The organism is Elusimicrobium sp. (genome assembly GCA_015062115.1).
Classification (GTDB): domain Bacteria; phylum Elusimicrobiota; class Elusimicrobia; order Elusimicrobiales; family Elusimicrobiaceae; genus Avelusimicrobium.
In genome coordinates, this window is the sequence record SUVG01000005.1 from 149818 (window position 1) to 169968 (window position 20151).

General features: G+C 43.9%; 17 protein-coding genes and 2 tRNA genes. 18 read left to right on the plus strand and 1 reads right to left on the minus strand.

Annotated elements, in window-relative coordinates:
• Window positions 1-53 precede the first annotated feature (53 nt).
• Genes E7027_05175 through E7027_05200 form a run of 6 tightly spaced genes read left to right on the plus strand, consistent with a single transcriptional unit; the run spans window position 54 to window position 7355 of the window.
• On the plus strand, window positions 54-1517 hold the full coding sequence (locus E7027_05175) for an SAM-dependent DNA methyltransferase (GenBank protein ID MBE6421503.1): 1464 nt from the start codon (window positions 54-56) through the stop codon (window positions 1515-1517).
• Window positions 1517-2092: a hypothetical protein gene (locus E7027_05180; GenBank protein ID MBE6421504.1), complete on the plus strand. Its 576-nt coding sequence runs from the start codon at window positions 1517-1519 to the stop codon at window positions 2090-2092. The genes E7027_05175 and E7027_05180 overlap by 1 nt, the downstream gene beginning before the upstream one ends.
• Window positions 2056-2703, plus strand: coding sequence for a hypothetical protein (locus E7027_05185; protein ID MBE6421505.1), 648 nt, complete (start codon window positions 2056-2058; stop codon window positions 2701-2703). Before E7027_05180 ends, E7027_05185 begins: the two co-directional genes overlap by 37 nt.
• Window positions 2704-2730: 27 nt before the next feature.
• Window positions 2731-3309, plus strand: coding sequence for a hypothetical protein (locus tag E7027_05190; GenBank protein MBE6421506.1), 579 nt, complete (start codon window positions 2731-2733; stop codon window positions 3307-3309).
• The gene (locus E7027_05195) at window positions 3293-4033 is read left to right on the plus strand and encodes a hypothetical protein (protein ID MBE6421507.1); all 741 of its coding nucleotides are present in this window, start codon (window positions 3293-3295) and stop codon (window positions 4031-4033) included. Before E7027_05190 ends, E7027_05195 begins: the two co-directional genes overlap by 17 nt.
• A 4-nt stretch (window positions 4034-4037) precedes the next feature.
• Window positions 4038-7355 (plus strand): DUF4145 domain-containing protein, encoded by a 3318-nt coding sequence (locus E7027_05200; protein MBE6421508.1) that lies wholly within the window; start codon window positions 4038-4040, stop codon window positions 7353-7355.
• A 602-nt stretch (window positions 7356-7957) separates the two neighbouring features.
• On the opposite strand, the gene E7027_05205 is transcribed toward E7027_05200, so the two are convergent.
• A tRNA-Arg gene (locus tag E7027_05205) sits at window positions 7958-8029 on the minus strand.
• 285 nt (window positions 8030-8314) lie between these two features.
• Between E7027_05205 and E7027_05210 the strand changes: the two genes are divergently transcribed.
• The 12 genes from E7027_05210 (at window position 8315) to E7027_05265 (ending at window position 19905) form a co-directional block, all read left to right on the plus strand.
• Entirely contained in the window at window positions 8315-9073 is a 759-nt protein-coding gene (locus tag E7027_05210) for a hypothetical protein (protein ID MBE6421509.1), read from the plus strand.
• Window positions 9074-9089: 16 nt separating this feature from the next.
• Window positions 9090-10253, plus strand: coding sequence for a tetratricopeptide repeat protein (locus E7027_05215; protein ID MBE6421510.1), 1164 nt, complete (start codon window positions 9090-9092; stop codon window positions 10251-10253).
• A gap of 112 nt (window positions 10254-10365) precedes the next feature.
• A complete protein-coding gene (locus tag E7027_05220) occupies window positions 10366-11343 on the plus strand; it encodes an ABC transporter ATP-binding protein (protein ID MBE6421511.1) in 978 nt (325 codons plus the stop codon).
• Window positions 11340-12146 (plus strand): ABC transporter ATP-binding protein, encoded by an 807-nt coding sequence (locus E7027_05225; GenBank protein ID MBE6421512.1) that lies wholly within the window; start codon window positions 11340-11342, stop codon window positions 12144-12146. The genes E7027_05220 and E7027_05225 overlap by 4 nt, the downstream gene beginning before the upstream one ends.
• A 2-nt stretch (window positions 12147-12148) precedes the next feature.
• Complete coding sequence (locus tag E7027_05230) at window positions 12149-13294, plus strand: M20/M25/M40 family metallo-hydrolase (protein MBE6421513.1); 1146 nt, start codon at window positions 12149-12151, stop codon at window positions 13292-13294.
• Window positions 13295-13316: 22 nt separating this feature from the next.
• Complete coding sequence (locus E7027_05235) at window positions 13317-14342, plus strand: ABC transporter permease (GenBank protein MBE6421514.1); 1026 nt, start codon at window positions 13317-13319, stop codon at window positions 14340-14342.
• 3 nt (window positions 14343-14345) lie between these two features.
• Window positions 14346-15221, plus strand: a complete 876-nt coding sequence (locus E7027_05240) for an ABC transporter permease (protein ID MBE6421515.1) — start codon at window positions 14346-14348, stop codon at window positions 15219-15221.
• A gap of 55 nt (window positions 15222-15276) precedes the next feature.
• Window positions 15277-16899 (plus strand): long-chain fatty acid--CoA ligase, encoded by a 1623-nt coding sequence (locus tag E7027_05245; protein ID MBE6421516.1) that lies wholly within the window; start codon window positions 15277-15279, stop codon window positions 16897-16899.
• Window positions 16868-18421: a CCA tRNA nucleotidyltransferase gene (locus tag E7027_05250; GenBank protein MBE6421517.1), complete on the plus strand. Its 1554-nt coding sequence runs from the start codon at window positions 16868-16870 to the stop codon at window positions 18419-18421. The genes E7027_05245 and E7027_05250 overlap by 32 nt, the downstream gene beginning before the upstream one ends.
• Before the next feature lie 56 nt (window positions 18422-18477).
• Window positions 18478-18548 (plus strand) — tRNA-Gly (locus E7027_05255).
• 19 nt (window positions 18549-18567) lie between these two features.
• On the plus strand, window positions 18568-19191 hold the full coding sequence (locus tag E7027_05260; protein ID MBE6421518.1) for a hypothetical protein: 624 nt from the start codon (window positions 18568-18570) through the stop codon (window positions 19189-19191).
• A gap of 150 nt (window positions 19192-19341) precedes the next feature.
• Window positions 19342-19905, plus strand: coding sequence for a prepilin-type N-terminal cleavage/methylation domain-containing protein (locus E7027_05265; GenBank protein MBE6421519.1), 564 nt, complete (start codon window positions 19342-19344; stop codon window positions 19903-19905).
• Window positions 19906-20151 lie beyond the last annotated feature (246 nt).

The window sequence follows — 20151 nt, forward strand, 5'->3', positions numbered from 1 at the left end:
TACATACATAAAATTGCTACAATACAAGAAAGACCCTTTAGAGGTAATTTAAAATGATTACAGGCGAATTAAGAAACAAAATTGATAACCTTTGGCTAATTTTCTTTTCCGGTGGCCTTACCAACCCGCTCGACGTGATTGAACAAATTACTTACCTAATGTTCATTCACGATTTGGACGCATTGGAAGATAAACACCGCCGAGAGAGCGTGATGCTCAAAGTGCCTTTCCATAGCATCTTTGGGGACAAAACAGATTACAAATGGTCCACTTTCCGCAATTTTCCGCCTGAAAAGATGTATCGCGTGATGCAAGAAGGCGTATTCCCATTTATCAAAAACCTGCATGGGGACAAGAATAGCACCTACTCCAAGTATATGGCTGATGCTATTTTCAAAATCCCGACTGCCCAACATTTGGATAGCATCGTTTCTGCTTTGGACGATATTATGTCCAATCCGTCGTATGCCGAGAAAGATATGCGTGGGGATGTGTACGAATATCTGCTTTCCAAAATTGCCACGGCAGGTACAAACGGCCAATTCCGCACCCCTCGCCATATTATCCGCATGATGGTGGAAATGCTGGACATTAAGCCCAATGACGTCATTTGTGATCCGGCCTGTGGTACGGCGGGTTTTTTAGTGGCAGCAGGCGAGTATTTAAAAGAGAAATACCTAAAAGAAGTTTTCTATAACAAGCAGAACCGCGACCATTTTAATAATGGCATGTTTTTTGGTTACGATATGGACCGCACCATGCTCCGTATTGGGGCCATGAACATGATGATGCACGATATTGAAAACCCTGCTATTGCTTACCAAGATAGTCTTTCAGACCAAAACACCAAGAAGAACTGTTTTACCAAGATTTTGGCAAACCCACCTTTTAAGGGTAGTTTGAACGAAAATATCGTCTCACAAGATTTAACCAAAGTAGTCAAAACCAAGAAGACGGAACTACTCTTCTTGGCGGTATTCTTGCGCATGTTGTCTATGGGTGGCCGTTGTGCTACCATTGTGCCGGACGGCGTGCTATTTGGAGCATCTAACGCACATAAATCTATTCGCAAGGAAATTATTGACGGCAACCGGTTGGAAGCCGTTATTAGCATGCCTAGTGGCGTGTTTAAGCCCTATGCGGGGGTATCTACTGCGGTGCTGATTTTTACCAAAACAAACCATGGTGGCACGGATAATGTGTGGTTTTACGATATGCAAGCTGATGGTTTTAGTTTGGACGATAAACGTGACTCTGTGCAAGAGAACGACATTCCCGATATTATCGCCCGTTTTAAGAACTTAAAAGATGAAGCCAAACGCCAACGCACGGATAAGAGTTTCCTCGTGCCTGTAAAAGAAATCCGCGATAATGGTTACGATTTATCTATTAACAAGTATAAACAAATTGAATATGTGCCCGAGGAATATCCTGCCCCAAAAGAATTATTGGCTGATATTGCCCAGCTGGAAAGGGATATTACCAAAGGCATGAAAGAATTGGAAGGAATATTGTAATGGGAACGAATTGTTTGTCAAACTATAAAATATGCGATCTTAATAAGGTAGTTTGGTTTCAAGAAGGACCTGGGGTTCGTAAAAATCAATTTAGAACTTCTGGAGTGAAACTCTTGAACGTCGGAAATATCTGCGATAGAAAACTAGTCCTTGATAAAACAAGCATCTATATTTCGGAAGAAGAGGCATATGGAAAATATAAGCACTTTTTAGTTGATGAAGGAGATTTGCTCATTGCAAGTTCCGGTATTAAAGTAGAGTATTTTGATAAAAAAATCACATTTGCGGAAAAGAAACATTTACCTTTATGCATGAATACAAGCACAATAAGATTCAAAGTTATTGATAAAGATGTTTTGGATATAAACTATTTTCGCTATTTTTTAACGTCAAAGTATTTTACAAGACAAATACAATTCCACATAACAGGATCTGCTCAACTAAATTTTGGCCCAAGCCACTTAAATAAAATGAAGATAATTCTTCCACTAATTTCTGAGCAAAGACGGATTGCGGAGCGATTGGATAAGGTGCAGAAATTAATTGCCTTACAAAAAAACAACTTAAGAAGTTAGATGAGCTTATCAAAAGCCGTTTTATAGAACTCTTCGGCGACCCCATTACAAACCCCAAAGGTTGGCCAACCTTAATTTTGCCTAAAGTAGCCCCAAAAATTTCGCGGAAGGTAACAATTACAAGTCTGTTAGTATGGCTTTTAAATTTGGATAAAGTGGAAAGCAATACGGGAAGAGTTGTTTCCAAGGAAAGGGTACCTCTTTCTCAAGTAGGAAATTCTACATATTACTTTCAAAATGGAGATGTTTTGTATTCCAAATTGCGTCCATACCTCAACAAAGTAGTTCTTGTCGACGAGGATGGATTTTGCACTTCAGAATTATTGCCTTTGCATCCTAAACCAGAATTATGTAATGCTACGTTTTTAGCTTATCTGTTACGTCATGAAAGTGTTGTGACCTTTCTATCGAATAAAGTAGCTGGAGCCAAAATGCCACGAGTGGATATGGCCACTTTGCGCAATTTCCCCGTCATTCTACCTCCCTTATCTTTACAAACTCAATTTGCAGATTTTGTGGCAAAAATAGAAACACAAAAAGGTTTACTGACTACCCGCTTATCGCACCTTGAAACCTTATACAAATCCCTCATGCAGGAGTATTTTGGATGAGGACAAACTAAATAAAGGAGTAATAATATGGAATCAAAAGATCAATCCAGTGTTAACATAAATTTAAAAGAAGGAGTCATAACTGTAAGTGGCACAGAAGCATTTGTAGAACGCATATTGTCAACCTATATGTCACGCGTACAACAATACAAAGCTAATACAAGCATAAAACCACAATTTCAAAAAACTGAAGATGCTGGCGTGCAATTATTAGGAAACAAACCGGAATATTCCAATCAATCGTCCACAGAAGATATGACGAAATATATCAAACATGGTATTTATCATTATAGCAACGGTGAAACGACATTAATTTTACCGCATCTTCCTGGAAAAAATAATTCCGCGAAAATGCAAGAATTACTTTTGTTAATGGGCTTTGCTGCTAAAGATCACAAAATTAATACTAGTGATTTTAAGATATTAGCTCAAAGACATTCTTGCTTAGATTCAAGTAATTTCGCTTCAATTTTAAAACGAAATTCCAATCTATTTCTTCGAAAAGGACAAGGTAAAACCCAACAAATAGAATTAACTTTTCCAGGGATAGAAGAAGCTAAAAAATTATTAGACAGTTTAACTACGAAAAATGAAAAATCAAATTAAAAAAGAACTCGTCAAACAATTTTCTAATGATCTCGTTGATGCTTTGTTAAACGCGTATCTGAAATCCTTAGCAGAGTATAGAAAAGGCAATTGGCAATATTGCATTAATGAGATAGGACAATTTATAGAAATTGTTCGTCGGTTGATTATATCTCAGTTAGAGGGAAGAAATTGCCCTCTAACTGAAAAATTAAGTATTTTTTCTCAAGAAGAATTAAAACGGTTAGAATCGTTTAGTAAGGCAAACGAAGAATATAGGATAATTATTCCTAGGGTTCTGTTTATGATGGCTTGTTTGCGTAATAAACGAGGAGCCATTCATCCGGGTTCAATCAATCCAAATAAAATGGATGCTAGATTGTTGCTTATAGGGGCTAAATGGATAGTAGCTGAATTATTTAGACTAAATTCAAAAATATCAGAACACGAAACTTCTGATATTATAGAAGCAATTGTTTCTGTTGAAATCCCCTTGTTATGGAATATTAATGGCAAAACTCGCGTTTTAAATACAAAAATGCTTGTCAAAGACAAAATCCTATGTTTACTATATGTGAAATCTATGACGGAAAAAGATCTACGAGAAAACATAGAATATCAAAATATTACGATGTTTAAAAAAATATTGAAAAAATTGCACGCGGAAAGGTTTCTGGAATATAGTGACGATACTGTAATGCTTTCCCCTCTGGGGCAAAAAAAGGCAGAAGAATTGCTAAAATAATTTTATGACGAACTTTGATTTTTTAACTCAAGATAAGCGGTTTGAAGCATTTTCTGGCGCAGCAGTGGCGGCGGAGAATATCTTCGCTATTGATACCGCCTCCTGCATAATGACGTGTCGCAGAGCGCTTGAGTTAGGAGTCAAATGGCTTTATTCTGTGGATTCTTCGCTTGTTCGGCCTTACGAAGATACTCTTTCCGCGCTTATTTATACCGACGAATTTCGCAATCTTGTTAAAGAAGATTTATTTAACCGCATTAAATATATTCAAAAAGTAGGTAATAACGCAACTCATAGTTCCCGTTATATAACCAAAGGACAAGCACTCTTTGCGCTTGAAAATTTGTTCTATTTCATGGACTTTATTGCCTTCCATTATGGCGAAAATTACCAAAAACACACTTTTAACCGTGATTTAGTTGGCAAGCAACCTGCTCCGGCTATGCCTCCGATTGTTGCAGAAATATCCTTAGACGCTCTTTTGGCCTCCAATAAAGCTGTCGCTCCCACTCTGACCGACCAGCGCAAGGCCAAAGAACCTGAATATGTGGCTGTTCCCATTGATCCTACTGAAGCCGAAACCCGCAAGGCCTATATTGATGTCATGCTTACGGATGGTGGGTGGATACAAGGAAAGAATTGGCAAAATGAAGTACCTATAGAACAAATGCCTAATGCCTCTGGCGAGGGATTTGCTGATTACGTGCTTTATGGGGATGATGGCCGTCCGTTAGCAGTTGTAGAAGCCAAGAAAACGAGCGTAGACCCCGCTAAAGGCCGTCAGCAGGCAAAACTCTACGCGGACGATTTAGAACGCCGCTATGGCCGCCGTCCGGTTATTTTCTTAACGAATGGATATGATACGCGCATTTGGGTAGATCAAGAGGGTGGATATCCTGAACGCAAGGTGGCTAGTATCTATGGCAAAAAAGATCTAGAGAAATTATTTAGCTTATTAGAACAAAAGCAGTCCTTAGACCATATTTTAATTGACGATAATATAACGAACCGTTATTACCAAAAAGAAGCTATCAAAGCGGTTTGTGAAACCTTCGGGCAGAGAAACCGCCGCAGAGCCTTATTGGTAATGGCCACAGGGAGCGGAAAGACACGGACGGTGATCTCTCTTGTTAAAGTCCTCTTAGAGCAAGGATGGATTCGTAATTTCTTATTCTTAGCGGACCGTACGGCACTTGTGAATCAAGCTAACCGCGCATTTGTAAACTTACTTCCCAGCGTGTCCGTTAGCAATTTATGTGAATCAAAACCTAATTTACAGGCACGCGGAATATTTTCCACCTATCCGACCATGATGAACTGCATTGATGAATCGGAAGATACAGATGGAAGCAAGATGTTTACGTGTGGACACTTTGATCTAATTATCGTTGATGAAGCACACCGCAGTATTTATAAAAAATACCAAAGTATATTCAATTACTTTGATGGCTTAATGGTTGGGTTAACCGCTACCCCAAAGAACGATATTGACCGCAATACCTATGAGATTTTTGGGTTGGAAGAAGGCGTGCCAACCTATGGCTACGAATTAGCCCAAGCTGTAAAGGATAAATATCTAGTTGATTATAAAACCTTCGAGACCAAACTTAAATTTTTAAATGAAGGGATTGTATATAGCGATCTTTCTGAATCCGAGAAACAAGAATACGAGGAAAAATTTGCCGATGAGAATGGAAATGTCCCTGAAAAGATTGGTGGATCAGCACTTAATGATTGGGTATTTAACAAGAATACAATCGTCCAGGTATTAAACGACCTCATGAATAAGGGGCTAAAGGTTGAATATGGAACTAAAATTGGCAAAAGCATTATTTTTGCTAAGAACCATTTGCACGCTGAGAAAATTTTACAAGTATTTAATGAAGAATATCCCAATTTTCCTGTCGGCTTTTGCCGTGTAATTGACAACTATACCAACTACGCCCAAAGTTTGATAGACGACTTTTCCAATGCTCGTAAAATGCCGCAAATTGCCATTTCTGTGGATATGTTGGATACAGGGATTGATGTCCCCGAAATACTCAATTTGGTGTTTTTTAAGAAAGTGATGAGTAAGGCCAAGTTTTGGCAGATGATTGGGCGTGGAACACGCTTGTGCCCCGGCCTTTTGGATGGTGAAGACAAAAACGGATTCTATATTTTCGACTACTGTTCTAACTTTGAGTTTTTCCAAACGGCTCGTCAGGATACGGGAAACGTGGCGGTATCTTTGCAGGAACAACTATTCAAATTAAAACTAGAGCTAGCTCAGAAGTTACAGGATCTGTCCTTACAAAATGACTTCTTTACTGCTTGGCGAAAAGAACTGGTAGAGGCCGTCCATAAAAGCATCATACATCTAAACCGCAATAATTTTGCCGTGCGCCAACATCTGCAAATTTTAGATCGTTTCTCATCGATAGAGGCATTTCGGCAATTAACCGAGACTGATGTGTATGCTTTAAGTACAGAAGTCGCTCCACTTGTGTTACCGGAACAAGATGATTTTGAAGCATTACGCTTTGATTCTTTGGTGTATGGAATAGAATTAGCTAAATTACGTGGGACATCTTGTGCAAGAGCATACAAAGATCTTGTGAAGAGAGTAGAGGGACTAACGTCTTGTGGCAATATACCTGAGGTCCTTTCTCAAAAAGAGCTAATAGAACAAATTTTACGTACGGATTATTTAACTCGTGCAGAACTTCCCGATTTGGAAGATATCCGCAAAAAATTACGTGATATTATGCGTTTTGTTCCGCTTACTGCTCGTACCCGCTACGAAACGAACTTTAAGGATTGCGTGACGGGATATAATGAAGATGAATTTCATCCTGATACCGTCGAATTAGAAAATTACAGAAAGAAAGCAGAGCATTTCCTGCGCGAAAACAAACATTTGCCCTCAATTGCAAAGCTAACGACCAATGAGCCCTTATCCGAACAAGACATTAAGGAGTTGGAACAGATCTTGTGGAACCAATTAGGCACAAAAGACAATTACAAACATGATGTAGGAGATGTTCCATTAGGCGAATTTGTACGTGCTACGCTGGGGTTAGACATACAAAGCATCAACGAAGCCTTTTCTAAATTTATAGATGAACACAACCTCAATTCTAACCAAATCTATTTCGTAAATAGGATTAAAGAATATATTGCCCAAAATGGCGTATTGAAAGACATGAGTATTCTCCAACGCACTCCCTTCACGGATCAAGGAAGTGTTGTAGATTTGTTCCCCGATGTTACAATCTGGAATAACATTTATTCGGCTATTCAATCCATCAATCAGAACGCTAATTGGATAAACCGAATATAATGATAGTTCCCGTCAAATGTAGTGCGAAATACATGTTTGGGACCGTTTTTTTCGGTTAGAGTGTATCATAAGGGTCCACTAAGAATATACACTTTTTTGTCTTTTTTGCTTTTTTTGCGTTTTTTGCAAAATCGCTACTTTCTGCCATTTTTCTGCCGAGCGTTTGTATAGCTTATGATACATAATGTTGCTTATGTTGCTTAAATATAGTGTCCAAAAGTATGTAGGTTGGCATAATAAAGAGTGGCCATTTTCTCGTATAATTGCAGGGACGTGGATATACGTTATAGTGTCCAAACTGTGCCCAGTATATTCATAGTTTTCGCAAAAAATTTTAGTAGTTTTTATACTTCTTCGACGAGAAATGGTAATTATAGTATGTGAGGGAAATAACGGGATTTTGAAGATTTTAGTTCGATTCCCGTAGCAAGCAATATAGTTTCGATTTTCTCGACGACAATTCAAACATTCTAGTGTCCAAACTCTGTCCTTGCTTATTATAGTTTATTATTGTTCTTGTTGCTTATGTTGCTTAAAAAAGTACGACGAGGAAGTATAAGAAAAAACCCGCTCTCGACGGAGAACGGGTATATTTTAAGACGTGCGCCCAACAGGAATCGAACTTGTATCTTCAGCTCCGCAGGCTGACACTCTATCCATTGAGCTATGGGCGCGAAAATCGGTGCGGATAATAACGGCTGATTTTTGACTACCTAATTATTTTAACATTTTTGTTTTTACTTTTCAATAAATTTTCAAAAAGTTAAAATTTTTATTACCCTTCATCGGGTTTTTCCTTTTATAGTATAGCATTTTTATTTTTCCTTCTCTTGCAAACTGCTATAATACCCTTATGAAACAACAAAACACCGGTACTTATGTGTACGATAAAAAATTAAAAAAAGTGGTGAAAGTGTCCGATAATATCCCGTCGGTCAAATCTTCCGCGGGGTCGGGGCATGTGTGCAACGGTTGTTGCGGCCACTGTGCTTGCCATGAAGACTGATTCCGTCCCGCTTTCTCCCGAACCCGTGCCTTCCTCTAAACCGGGGGTATTGGTGCAGGGCATGAAGAATATTTTTTTGGTACTCCAAAAGGTATTCTTACCCCACTTGGCGGCGGGTATGGGGGCGTTTTTGATTATTGCGTTTGCCACCTATATGTGGGTGTTACAGCCGGCTCGCTTGCCGTCCACTCTCAACTTTATAGTGGCTTTTGTCTTTTTTGTTTTTTATGGTTGTGTCGTTTTCTTTTATTCTTGTTTGGCGGCCAGCGTTTTTGCGCTACGCACTGCATGTGTGACCTTGGAAGATTTTATTGATAATATTTTGGCGCAAGTGAAGGAAAATATCGCCTCCCGCATTGACGATATGAACGAAGGCCTCGCCAAGGATCAAGCCAAGGTGCTTGTATCGGGCAGTGTGCGCGATGTATTCCGTACGGTTCGGAAACAGGAATTAAAAAAATTCCCGCGTTTACTGGCGGCTTTATTTTTGGGTTCGGTAACAATTGCCATGCGCTCGGTGTTGATTGCGCGCATTGCCAAAATTTCCAGCACCACGGTGCAACTCAGCAAAGTTTTTGCAGGACGGGCTACCATTATCGGAGCTATCTTTTTGAATTTGCGCTTGTTTTCTACATTACTTTTGTTGCTAGTTTACGGGGTGGGGGGAACGGTGCTTTTCGCTAACTGTCTGCTTGTGTGGTGGCTGAAATAAAGGTTATTATAATAGTATGAAGAAATTTCTAGTCAGTATTTGTTTGTGTATGTTGTGCGTGCCCTTGTTTGCGGAAACGGCGGCGCAGTTGTTTGCCCGTGCCAAGCAGGAGCCGAACCCGAATATCCAAATCAAAATGCTTTCCAAAGTAATTTCGCGCGCGCCCCGCATGGCAGATGCTTACCATTATCGGGGGGATGCACACCGAAGTTTGGGGCATACACGCCAGGCCATTGAGGACTATACCCATACGATTCGCTTGCGCCCCAAAGACCCGTTCCGCTACTATGCCCGCGCACTTACTTATTTGGATATGGGCCGCCCTTCCCTGGCCGCGGCCGATTTAACCAGAGCCATTTCGCTCAAACCCGCTTACCGCAATTTTTATCTTTCCCGTGCGCGTGCTTACACGGCTTTAGGTAAGTACGAAGGTGCGATTGCCGATTACAAAAAATACTTGCGTGCCAAAGCCCCGCCGCCGGACTTAGCCTTGGAAATGGCCCAAGCCTATTTGGGGGCCTATCGTTACGAAGATGCCGAAAAACAATTGGAGTTTGCCGCTAAGGAAGGCGAAGACTCGGCCGACTTATACTTTTGGCGTGGGCGCGTTTACGGCGGGCAAGGCCGTTTGGATGAGGCTATTTCTTCTTACAGCAAAGCCCTTCATCGGCAGGATAACTATGCTCCGGCCTACCGTTACCGCGCCGCCGCATTTAAGGATATAGGCGATTTGGAAGCCTCGCTTGAAGATTACACCAAACTGATAGCCTTGCAACCGGAGGCCTCGTATTATAACCGCCGCGGGCTTATTTACGAAGAGTTAAAGCAATTCAAATCGGCCGTGGCCGATTATTCCAAAGCCATCGAACTCAACCCCAAATGGGCGATTCCCTACAATAACCGCGGTTTTGTGAAAATGAACCTGAAGAATTGGGCCGGTGCCAAGAGCGATTTGGAAACCGCCATTAAGTTGGACGGTTCCAGTCCCACGCCGTATGTCAATTTGGCAGGGGTACATTGGTTGTGGAAAAAAGACCGTAAAAAAGCGTATCAAAATTTAGATAAAGCCATGCGCCGTAATTTCAAAAAATTTGAATCTCTGTATGATGAAGAGCAAAAGGGGTGGATGTTTAAGGGCTTAAATAAAACGCAGGAATTTCGTGCGTTGATGTATCGCTAATCTGTCAGATTACTCCAAAAAGCAAGGCTTCGAACGGGGCCTTGCTTTTTTGTGCCTTTTCCCTCGTGTTCTATTGGGCGGAAGGGATAAATAAATTTGTATAATATAAATAATGAATTTGTCCGAGGAAAAAGTGTTGGCAGTGCGTAATCTGCAAGTGGAATTTTCCACCCCGCGCGGCATCGTGCCCGTGGTGGGGGGCCTTTCTTACACTCTTTCTAAGGGGCGCGTACTGGCGGTGGTGGGGGAAAGCGGCAGCGGTAAAAGCGTGCATGCCCTTTCTTTGTTGGGGCTATTGCCAGCGGCTGGGCGCGTAACGGGCGGCGAGGTGCTACTTAACGGACAAAACCTGCTTTCTCTTTCTTCTCAAGAAATGCGCTCCCTGCGTGGACGCAAAATTTCCATGATTTTTCAAGACCCGTCCGCCAGTTTGAATCCTGTGTTGACGATTGGCGAACAGTTGGTGGAAACCCTGCGTGCGCATCAAAAAATTTCCCGCGCCGAAGCCCGCTCCCGTGCGGCTCAACTCCTTAGCCAAGTAGGTATTAAAGAAGCCGAAAAGCGCTTGGACGAATACCCCTTTCAGTTTTCCGGCGGTATGTGCCAGCGCGTGATGATTGCTATGGCGCTTTTGTTGTCGCCCGATGTTTTGATTGCCGACGAGCCGACCACCGCGTTAGATGTTACGATTCAAGCCCAAATTTTAGATTTAATCAAAACCCTTCAGCAAAAAAGCGGTATGTCGGTGGTGTTTATTACACACAATTTGGCTTTGTCCGCCAATATCGCCGACGAAGTATTGGTGCTATACGGCGGGCTGTGTATGGAACAGGCTTGCGCGCAAGACCTTTTTAATAACCCCTTACATCCCTATACAAAGGGTTTGCTTTCTTCGCTGGCGTCTTTGCATCAAACCGCCGAAGAATTACCCGCCATTGCCGGTACGCCGCCCGTGCCGGGAGAAATTACCCAAGGGTGTCCGTTTGCCCCGCGTTGTCCGCAAGCAAGCGAAAAGTGTAAACAGCAACTTCCGCCCCTTTTTGAAAAAGACGGTCGGTGCGTTCGTTGTTGGTTGGAGGAAAATAAATGACCCCTCCCGTGTTGATTACCGATTTACATAAAACCTATTCCCGCCGACCGTGGTTGTTAGGGAAGGAAACGCTGTTTCCCGTGCTGAAAGGAATATCGTTGCGTATTGAAGAAGGGCGCGTGCTGGGGTTAGTCGGGGAGTCCGGTTGCGGAAAAAGTACTTTGTGTAAGGTTTTATTGGGGATAGAAAAACCCACTTCCGGAGAAGTTCTTGTAAGCGGGCAAAATGTAGCGAAACTTTCCAAAAAAGAGTGGAAGGAATTGCGCCGCGAAATGCAGGTGGTGTTTCAAGACCCCTATTCCAGTTTGGATCCGCGTATGAGTGTGCGCCAACTCTTAAGCGAGCCGCTTGATATCCACGGGTTATATGAAGAAAAGGCCGAACGGGGAAAATTTTTATTAAAACTGTTGGAAGATGTAGGGCTGAGCGCAGAACACCTAAACCGTTATCCGCACGAATTTTCCGGCGGGCAACGCCAACGCATTGCCATTGCGCGCGCCCTTGCGTTAAGCCCCCGTATTTTAGTGGCGGACGAGCCCGTTTCGGCGTTAGATGTATCCGTCCAGGCGCAGATTTTGAATTTGCTTAAACATATTCAACGCACGCGTCGGCTATCTATGCTGTTTGTGACGCACGATTTTGCCGTCGCACGCTTTTTATGCGACGATATTGCCGTGATGCACCAAGGCCGTATTGTGGAACAGGCCACGGCGGCGGAATTGTTTACCAATCCGCAACACGCTTATACAAAAAAATTATTGGCGGCGGTACCGCAAATCCCTGCCCAAAAACAAGGAGAATAACTATGAAAATAAACCATAAACGCTTATTAGATACTTTTTTGAAGTTAGTTAAAATCGACAGCGAATCTTTTGAAGAGAAAGAAATGCAAGAGTTTTTGGTGGCTGAACTGAAGAAAATCGGCTGCAAAGTAACCGTAGATAATGCCGGGAAAAAATATCCCACCAATGCCAAAGGAAATGTAATCGGCTTCTTGCCCGGTACGGTTAAAAGCGAACCTTTTGTGTTGGCGGCTCATATGGATACGGTCTCTCCGGGAAAAGGCATCTGCCCGGTTGTTAAAAAAGATCGTGTTATTTCCAACGGTTCCACTATTTTAGGGGCGGACGACAAAGCAGGTATTGCCATTATTTTGGAAATTTTACGTACCCTAAAAGAACACCATGCCACTTATCCGCCGGTAGAAGCCCTTTTTACATTGGGCGAAGAATCGGGTATGCACGGTTCTAAAAACATGGACTACAAAAAGGTACAAGGCCGTGAAGGGCTTATTTTGGATAACGAAGCCGGTGATGAACTTTTGGTACAGGGCCCGGCTGTTAACACCATTGAAGTGTGGATAAAAGGCCATACCGCACATGCCGGTGTCTGCCCGGAAAAAGGCATCTCTGCCGTGGAAGTGGCCGCGTATGCCCTTTCCTGCATGAAATTGGGCCGCATCGATAAAGAAACGGTGGCGAACTTCGGCATTATCCAGGGCGGAAAAGCCACCAATGTGGTGATGGAAGAAGTGTACTTAAAAGGCGAAGCGCGCAGTTTGAAAAATGAAAAATTAGCCAAACAAACTGCCCACATGAAAGACTGTTTTGATAAGGCCGTCAAGAAATTTACCAAAAAAATTGATGGGAAAGTTTTTCAACCCGAAGTGAAATTTGTGCCGGTACTCCGCTATCCGGCAGTAAATGTATCCAAAAATCACCCTATGGTAAAGGCGGCTACGGCGGCGGCCAAAAAATTGGGTGTACGCTTGCGTGCGCTTGCGTCGGGCGGCGGTTGCGATGCCAATGTGCTTGCCGGGCAAGGGTTTACTTTGCCCAACTTGGGGGTAGGTGTGCGCGATTGCCACACCTCTAAAGAAACCCTTATCTTAAAAGAGTTTTATGATTCTTGCGCGATAGCGTTGGCTACGGTGCTTGCCTACCGCAAATAACTTTTTTTAGGAGAGCAAAACAGTGTTACGCTTTATTTTAAGAAGACTTCTTCTCTTGCCACTTGTACTGGTGGGCGTAACCTTCTTGCTCTTTTTTCTTACCCAACGCCTAAGCCCCGAAATGCGCGCTTCCTTGTATGTAAAAGATCCGCGCCAAATGGGAGCGTTGGAAGAAGTGATCCGCCAATATGGGTTGCGCGACCATGTGCTAAAGCAGTATGGGCGGTGGATGGGAAATGTGCTCCGGGGCGACTTAGGGTATAGCCCAAGTGCCAATATGCCCGTAGCCCAAGCCATGAAGGAATACTTGCCTGCCACAATTCAACTGGCGTTTGTTACCATTTTGCTGGTCGTGTTGTTTGGGGTATGGTTTGGCAGTTTGTCGGCAGTACATAAAGACAAATGGCAGGATATTTTGGCACGCTTGGTGAGTGTGGGCGGGTTTTCGTTGCCGATTTTTGTATTGGGACTACTGCTACTGATGGTATTTTACGGGAAACTCGGTTGGTTTGCCCCCGGAGGATACTCCGTGCAGACAGATTTGATTATCCATGGCCCTTCCTTCAAAATGTACACCGGGTTTTTGCTGATAGATTCTCTCTTAAACGGAAACTTGCGTGTGTTTGCCGATGTGCTGCGGCATTTGGTTTTACCGGCAGTTACTTTGTGTGTCGGCTCGTTTGCTTTAATGGTACGGGTGATGCGCTCGAGTATGCTGGAGGAATTAAATAAAGATTATATCCGTGCGGCGCGCGCTAAGGGCCTCAGCGAACGGGCGGTTGTATATAAGCATGCAGGTAAAAATGCCATTATCCCCGTGATTACGCTGGCCAGTATTCAGTTTATTCGGTTGTTGGGCGGCACCGTGATTGTGGAAACTATTTTTGATTATCCCGGTATCGGCCGTTTTGGCGTGATGGCGGCACAACAGTTGGACATTGCCGGCATTTTGGGTTTTTCCTTAATGGTAGCGGTACTGTTTGTATTGGGCAATTTACTCTCGGATATTTTATATACGGCGGTTGATCCGCGTATTCGGTTGGAATAAAGTATGAAAAATAACCGTATTCTAAAACGCATTTTAACGAATAAAACCTCTTTAATCGGGTTTTTGCTTGTGTCGTTTTTTGCATTGGTAGCGTTGTTCGCTCCGTTCTTGGCTCCGGTGCAAAACACGCATAACCCCTATCAAATGCCACAAAAAAGTTATCAAATTGCACCCCAGCCTCCTTCTACCCAAAATTGGTTTGGTACTACCGAGCAACAATATGATTTGTACTACGGGGTAGTATGGGGCGCGCGCCTGGCATTTAAGGTAGGGCTGACCGTTACTTTTTTTGCTTTTTTGATTGGTTTGTTTGTTGGGGGAATTGCCGCTTATTTCGGCGGGAAAGTGGACGAAACGCTCATGCGCCTGACCGATGTGGTGTTTGCCGTTCCGTCTTTGGTGCTTGCCATGGTAATTGCCGCTATGTTGGGGCCGGATGTTAAAAATATGATGATTGCTCTTACGGCAGTAGCCTGGCCTTCTTATGCACGCTTGGTACGCGGGGATATTTTATCCGTTAAAAACCAAAACTATGTAACCGCGGCGCGTACTTTGGGTGCGCGCGGCCCGCGGATTTTACTGCGCCATATTTTGCCGAATTCCATTTATCCGTCCGTAGTGGTGGCCAGTTTGGATATCGGTTATGTGGTGTTGACGGCGGCTTCGCTGTCGTTTTTAGGCTTGGGAGCCCAGCCCGGTACGGCCGATTGGGGGCAACTGATTGCCATGGCACGCAACTGGGTACTCGGAACGGCCCAAAACCCTCTTGCGTATTGGTACACCGTAGCAGTTCCGGGGGGTGCTATCTTTTTGTTTGTACTGGGTTGGAACCTGCTGGGGGATGCTTTCCGCGATATTTTAGACCCCAGACAGGCCTGATATATACTACAATGAAAGAAAGACCTACTTTCTTAATTTTTAAAATGAGGTGCTTATGATTCGCCGCAAAGACTTGTATACTGCTCTTTCCGATAGTGCTTTTCGCTTTCCGGATAAAATTGCTTTGGTAGAAGCCGGAACAGGGAAAAAGGTATCTTATCACGAACTGTTAATGAAAGTGGACCGTGCTGCCGATATGTATTTCGAACACGGGATCCGCAAAGGTGACCGAGTGGCCATTGCCCACCGCAACGCCATTGATACGGTGGTGGCCAACTTCGGGCTCTACAAATTAGGTGCCGTCAGTATCCCGATAAACTTTATGGTTACCAAGCAGGAAGAGTTGCAGTACATCTTAAACAACGCCGGAGCCAAAGCCGTAGTTACACAAGCCGAATTTTTGCGCCACTATGTAAAAGCTTTGCCCAACACCCCGGAAGTGAAATATATTTTTACAACCGATGAAATCTCTTCCTCCGCGGCGGATTGCCCTGTCGTGCAAAAATTCTGGGACGAAATCGAAAAATCTACTTTCCACGAAGAAACGGCCTCTGCTCAAGCAGAATTAGATGACTTGGCTTTTATTCTCTACACTTCCGGTACGACCGGTCTTCCCAAGGGGGCGATGCTCACGCACGGTAACTTGGCTTCCAACGTTATTTCCTGCGCGCAGATTTTCAAGATTACGGACGACGATGTGTTCCTCTGTCTGCTCCCGATGTTCCACTCTTTTGCTTGGACGGCCTGCGTGGTTATTCCCATGTACCTCAACCTGAAAGTAGTTATTGTGGCCAATGTAATGCCGGCCAGCAAATGGTTGGGGGCGATGGGTACGGAAAAAGTAACCCTCATTTTGGCTGTTCCGCAAATTTACTCGGTTCTTTCCAAAGAAGCCAAGGGTCTCAAGCGTTTGTATTTGCGCTACTGGCCGTTCAAAAATGTTCGCTTCGCGGTATCCGGGGCGGCTCCTTTAACGCAGGATATCAAAGATCGTTTCGAAGAAAAAATCGGCGTGCCGATATTGGAAGGGTATGGTTTAACGGAAACGAGCCCCGTGGTCAGCGTGAACACCGAAGAACTCCAAAAAATCAAATCGGTGGGGCCGGCTATTCCCGGTGTGAACTTGATTGTGCTGGACGATAACGGTAACGAAGTCGGCCGCAACCAAGAAGGCGAACTTTGTGTAAAAGGGCCCAATGTGTTTAGAGGTTATTGGGGTAACGAAACGGCTTCCCGCGATGCTTTTACCGAAAGCGGCTGGTTCAAAACGGGCGATATCGTGGAAATTGATGATGACGGATTTATCTTTATTAAAGACCGCAAAAAAGACATGATTATCATTAAAGGTTTGAAAGTCTTTTCTGCCCAGGTGGAAGCCGTCATTTGCGAACACCCGGCCATTGAAGAGTGCGCCATTATCGGCGTGCCGGACGGCCGCGGCGGCGAATTTATTAAACTCTATGCCGTGAAACGCGAGGGAGTGGAATATTCCGATGCCGAATTTAGAAAATTCTTGAAAACGCATTTGGACAACTACAAGCGTCCGCGTGATTTCGAATTTTTAGAGGCACTTCCCAAAAATGCTTTACGCAAAGTACTCAAACGCGAACTCCGCAAAGATGCCGTAGCCAAATTGGCGGCGCGCGGTGGTGCAGAAGGAGACGATTCCGTTGCCTAATTTAGCGCAGATTTTGGCAGAAACAATTCCCTCCGCTCATTATGTGGGGGGAATTGTTCGTAGTAGCCTTCTAAAGCGGGAGTCCGGCGATATTGACCTGGCACTTCCGCCGGCAGAAGTGCGCTCTGCCGCTATGCTTCTTGCTAAAAAGTTAAAAGCCGCGGTGTTTGAAATGGATGCCGAATTTGGCGTGTGGCGGCTGGTTACCCATAAAGAAAAAATTCAAATAGACTTAACCGCTTATCAAGGAAAGGACTTAAAGGCCGACTTGTTACGGCGTGATTTTTCCTTTAATGCTCTTGCGTATCCTGTATCGGCGTGCCCGGAAATTGTCATCAATAAACAAAAAGATGGCCATGCGCGGATTCTGCTTAAAAAATTAAAAAAGAATTTGATTGTGGACTATAGCGGCGGTTTGAAAGCCGTTTCTGCCAAAGTGATTGACCGCAACAACCCCCGCGTATTTACGGAAGACCCCTTGCGTATGCTTCGGGCTTTCCGTTCGGCCGCCGAACTGAAATTTACCATTTCTCCGCGCACATTAAAGCAAATCAAAAAAGATGCCGCGCTGATTACGCAATCTGCCGGGGAGCGGGTGCGGGAAGAACTGGAGCGGTTGTTTGCTACTTCCAAAGCGTACGAAAATATTTGCTTGATGGATGATTGCGGCTTGTTAACGGCCTTGTTTGCCGAATTGGAACCCCAACGCACCTGTGCCGAGGTATATTACGGGAAAGGCGGGGTATTAAAACACACGCTGGAAGTGTTTAAGCGCATTGAATTTTTACTTGATAACCTGCCCAAGGCTTTTCCCAAATATGCCAAAAAGTTGGCTCCGTTTGCTCAAAATAAAGCCCTTTATAAAATGGCGGCGCTTCTGCACGATGTTGCCAAGCCGGCTACCGCCAAAGTAAAGGGCGACCGCTTGCGGTTTTTCTATCACGAAGAAAAGGGCGCTAAAATGGCTAAAACCATTTTGGAAAGGTTGCATTACAGCCGGGCGGAAATCCGTTTGATTTGTGCCATGATCGGCGAGCATTTGCGCCCCTCCAATTTGGCCAGTAACGATGTAATTACCGACCGCGGCGCATACCACTTCTTCCGCGATTTGGGAGAAGCGGCAATTCCCATGCTCCTTTTGTGTTGGAGCGATTACGCCAGTTATGTAAGCGACTATCAACTTAAGCGCATTATGCCTAAAAGCGGTGAAAAAATGATGACTCTTGCCCAAGCCCAGCGCACGGCTAATATCGGCAAAACGCTTCGCCATATGCAGGTGCTTTCGCTTTTGTTCAAAAAATATTTTGACCAGCCCAAAAAAGTAACGCCCAGCCGTTTGATTACCGGACGGGATGTAATGGATGCGTTAAGCCTGCCGCCCAGTCCCAAAATCGGCGAAATTTTGGAAGCGGTGGCCGTTGCACAGGTGGAGGGATTGGTGGTTGACCGCGAAAGCGCTCTCGCGTTTATTCGTACGCTGGATATTAAACAACAACATATCACCGCTCCCTGTAAAAAATAGTTGTGCAGGGGCGAAAAACTTTGCTACAATAAATGTGCTGTGAACGCTTACGTTATGCGGGCGTGGTTCAATGGTAGAATGGAAGCTTCCCAAGCTTTAGACGAGGGTTCGATTCCCTTCGCCCGCTTTTTTTATCAGGAAAGACTATGGAAAACGAAAACCTGGAATTCGACGTAAAACCTGCCGGAAATAAAGACCTGTGGCTTTTTCTCATTATATTAGACATCATTTTATTATGCGTGTTCGGGTTTTTCCTGTACAAGCATTTTTCCACTAAAATTTTTAACCCTTCCGCTATTGCTTCTGTGGAAGAACAAACCGAAGTGGTGGAACCGTTGGCCATTGAGGACGAGGCCGTGTTGGTAACGGAAAGTGCCCCCATTGCGGTGGAATCTGTGGCCGCAACCCCCAAAGAAGAAAAGGCAACCCCCAAAGAAGAAAAACTGACCGAAGTAGTGGCGGCCGTAACCGAACAAACGGAACAAGTTTCCGCTGCCGATAAAAAGGAAAGTGTTCTGGTTAAAGTAAACCCCAAAAGCAAATATCGCCGTGTTACTTTCCGTTGGTTTGGCGAAGGGAAAAAGGTATCCATCGTCAGCGGATTTACCATGGCTAAACCGCAAGCCCTCAAAAAGAAAGACGGCTATTGGGAAACCACCCTTTCCATTGCGCCCGGTACTTATAAATTCTTATATGTTATCGACGGTGTGAACACCCTGGATCCCTACTCGGACGAAAAAGACGGACGCTCTCTGTTGGTGTTAGAATAATGATTTTTTAATAAAAAACCCCCGAGAAATCGGGGGTTTTTTATTTCTTGAAATAAATAGTTTCCTGTATTAAACTATATATGTAGGTATTCTGTATCCCAAAAAAACCTACAAATTTTACTTAACAAAATCTATTCAAAGGAATTATTTATGAAACAGGGTTTTACACTTATTGAATTATTAGTGGTCGTGCTGATAATCGGCATCTTGTCTGCCGTAGCGCTTCCGCAATACCAAGATGCGGTTTCCAAAAGCCGCTTATCGCGTTGGTTGGTGTTGGGAAAAGCGTTGTCCGCTTCGCAGGAATTGTGCTATTTGGCCAATGGCGTATATTGCAGTACCTTTGATGAAATGGACATTTCTTTGCCGGCAGGTACAGAATTGTTTGATACCGCCTTGGACGGTGGCGCCGGCCAACGTGCCTTTTTTAATAGGACGACGGGTTCCTCTAACCAAAGTATGTCCGGGGAGCGTGTACGCGTAGATTTGCGCCCGGGCGATGCGGCAGAAGGCGGGGTGATTTCCATGCAGGTGGACTTTACGGACGATAACGAAATGTGGTTGGTCTTTTATCCCAAACAATATCGCATACCACAGGCTGCGGGCCGAATCGTGTGTAAAGGAAACGGTCGTTCCCTAAAGTTGTGTGCCAAAATGGCAGGCGGGGAAAGCAAGCGGACCTCATCAACGGCTTCCCAGTATTTTTTAGATTAGTATTAGTTTTAACTCCCCGATATTTTAGTATCGGGGATTTTTTTGCTCATCTTTAGGAAAATTTTATTTTTTGTGCTGTTAAGCGGGCACTCTTTTTGGTTCTTTTTCCGGTGGAAGAAAAAGTTGTTTTTTTATTGAAGAAAAAAAGAGCAACATTTCTAAAACAGTGTGGCTACCCTTGTCGAAAGCGCGCGGAAAAAGAAGGGGTTTCTCGACGAGGACTTGACCCGTTTTTTTTTTTTTCTT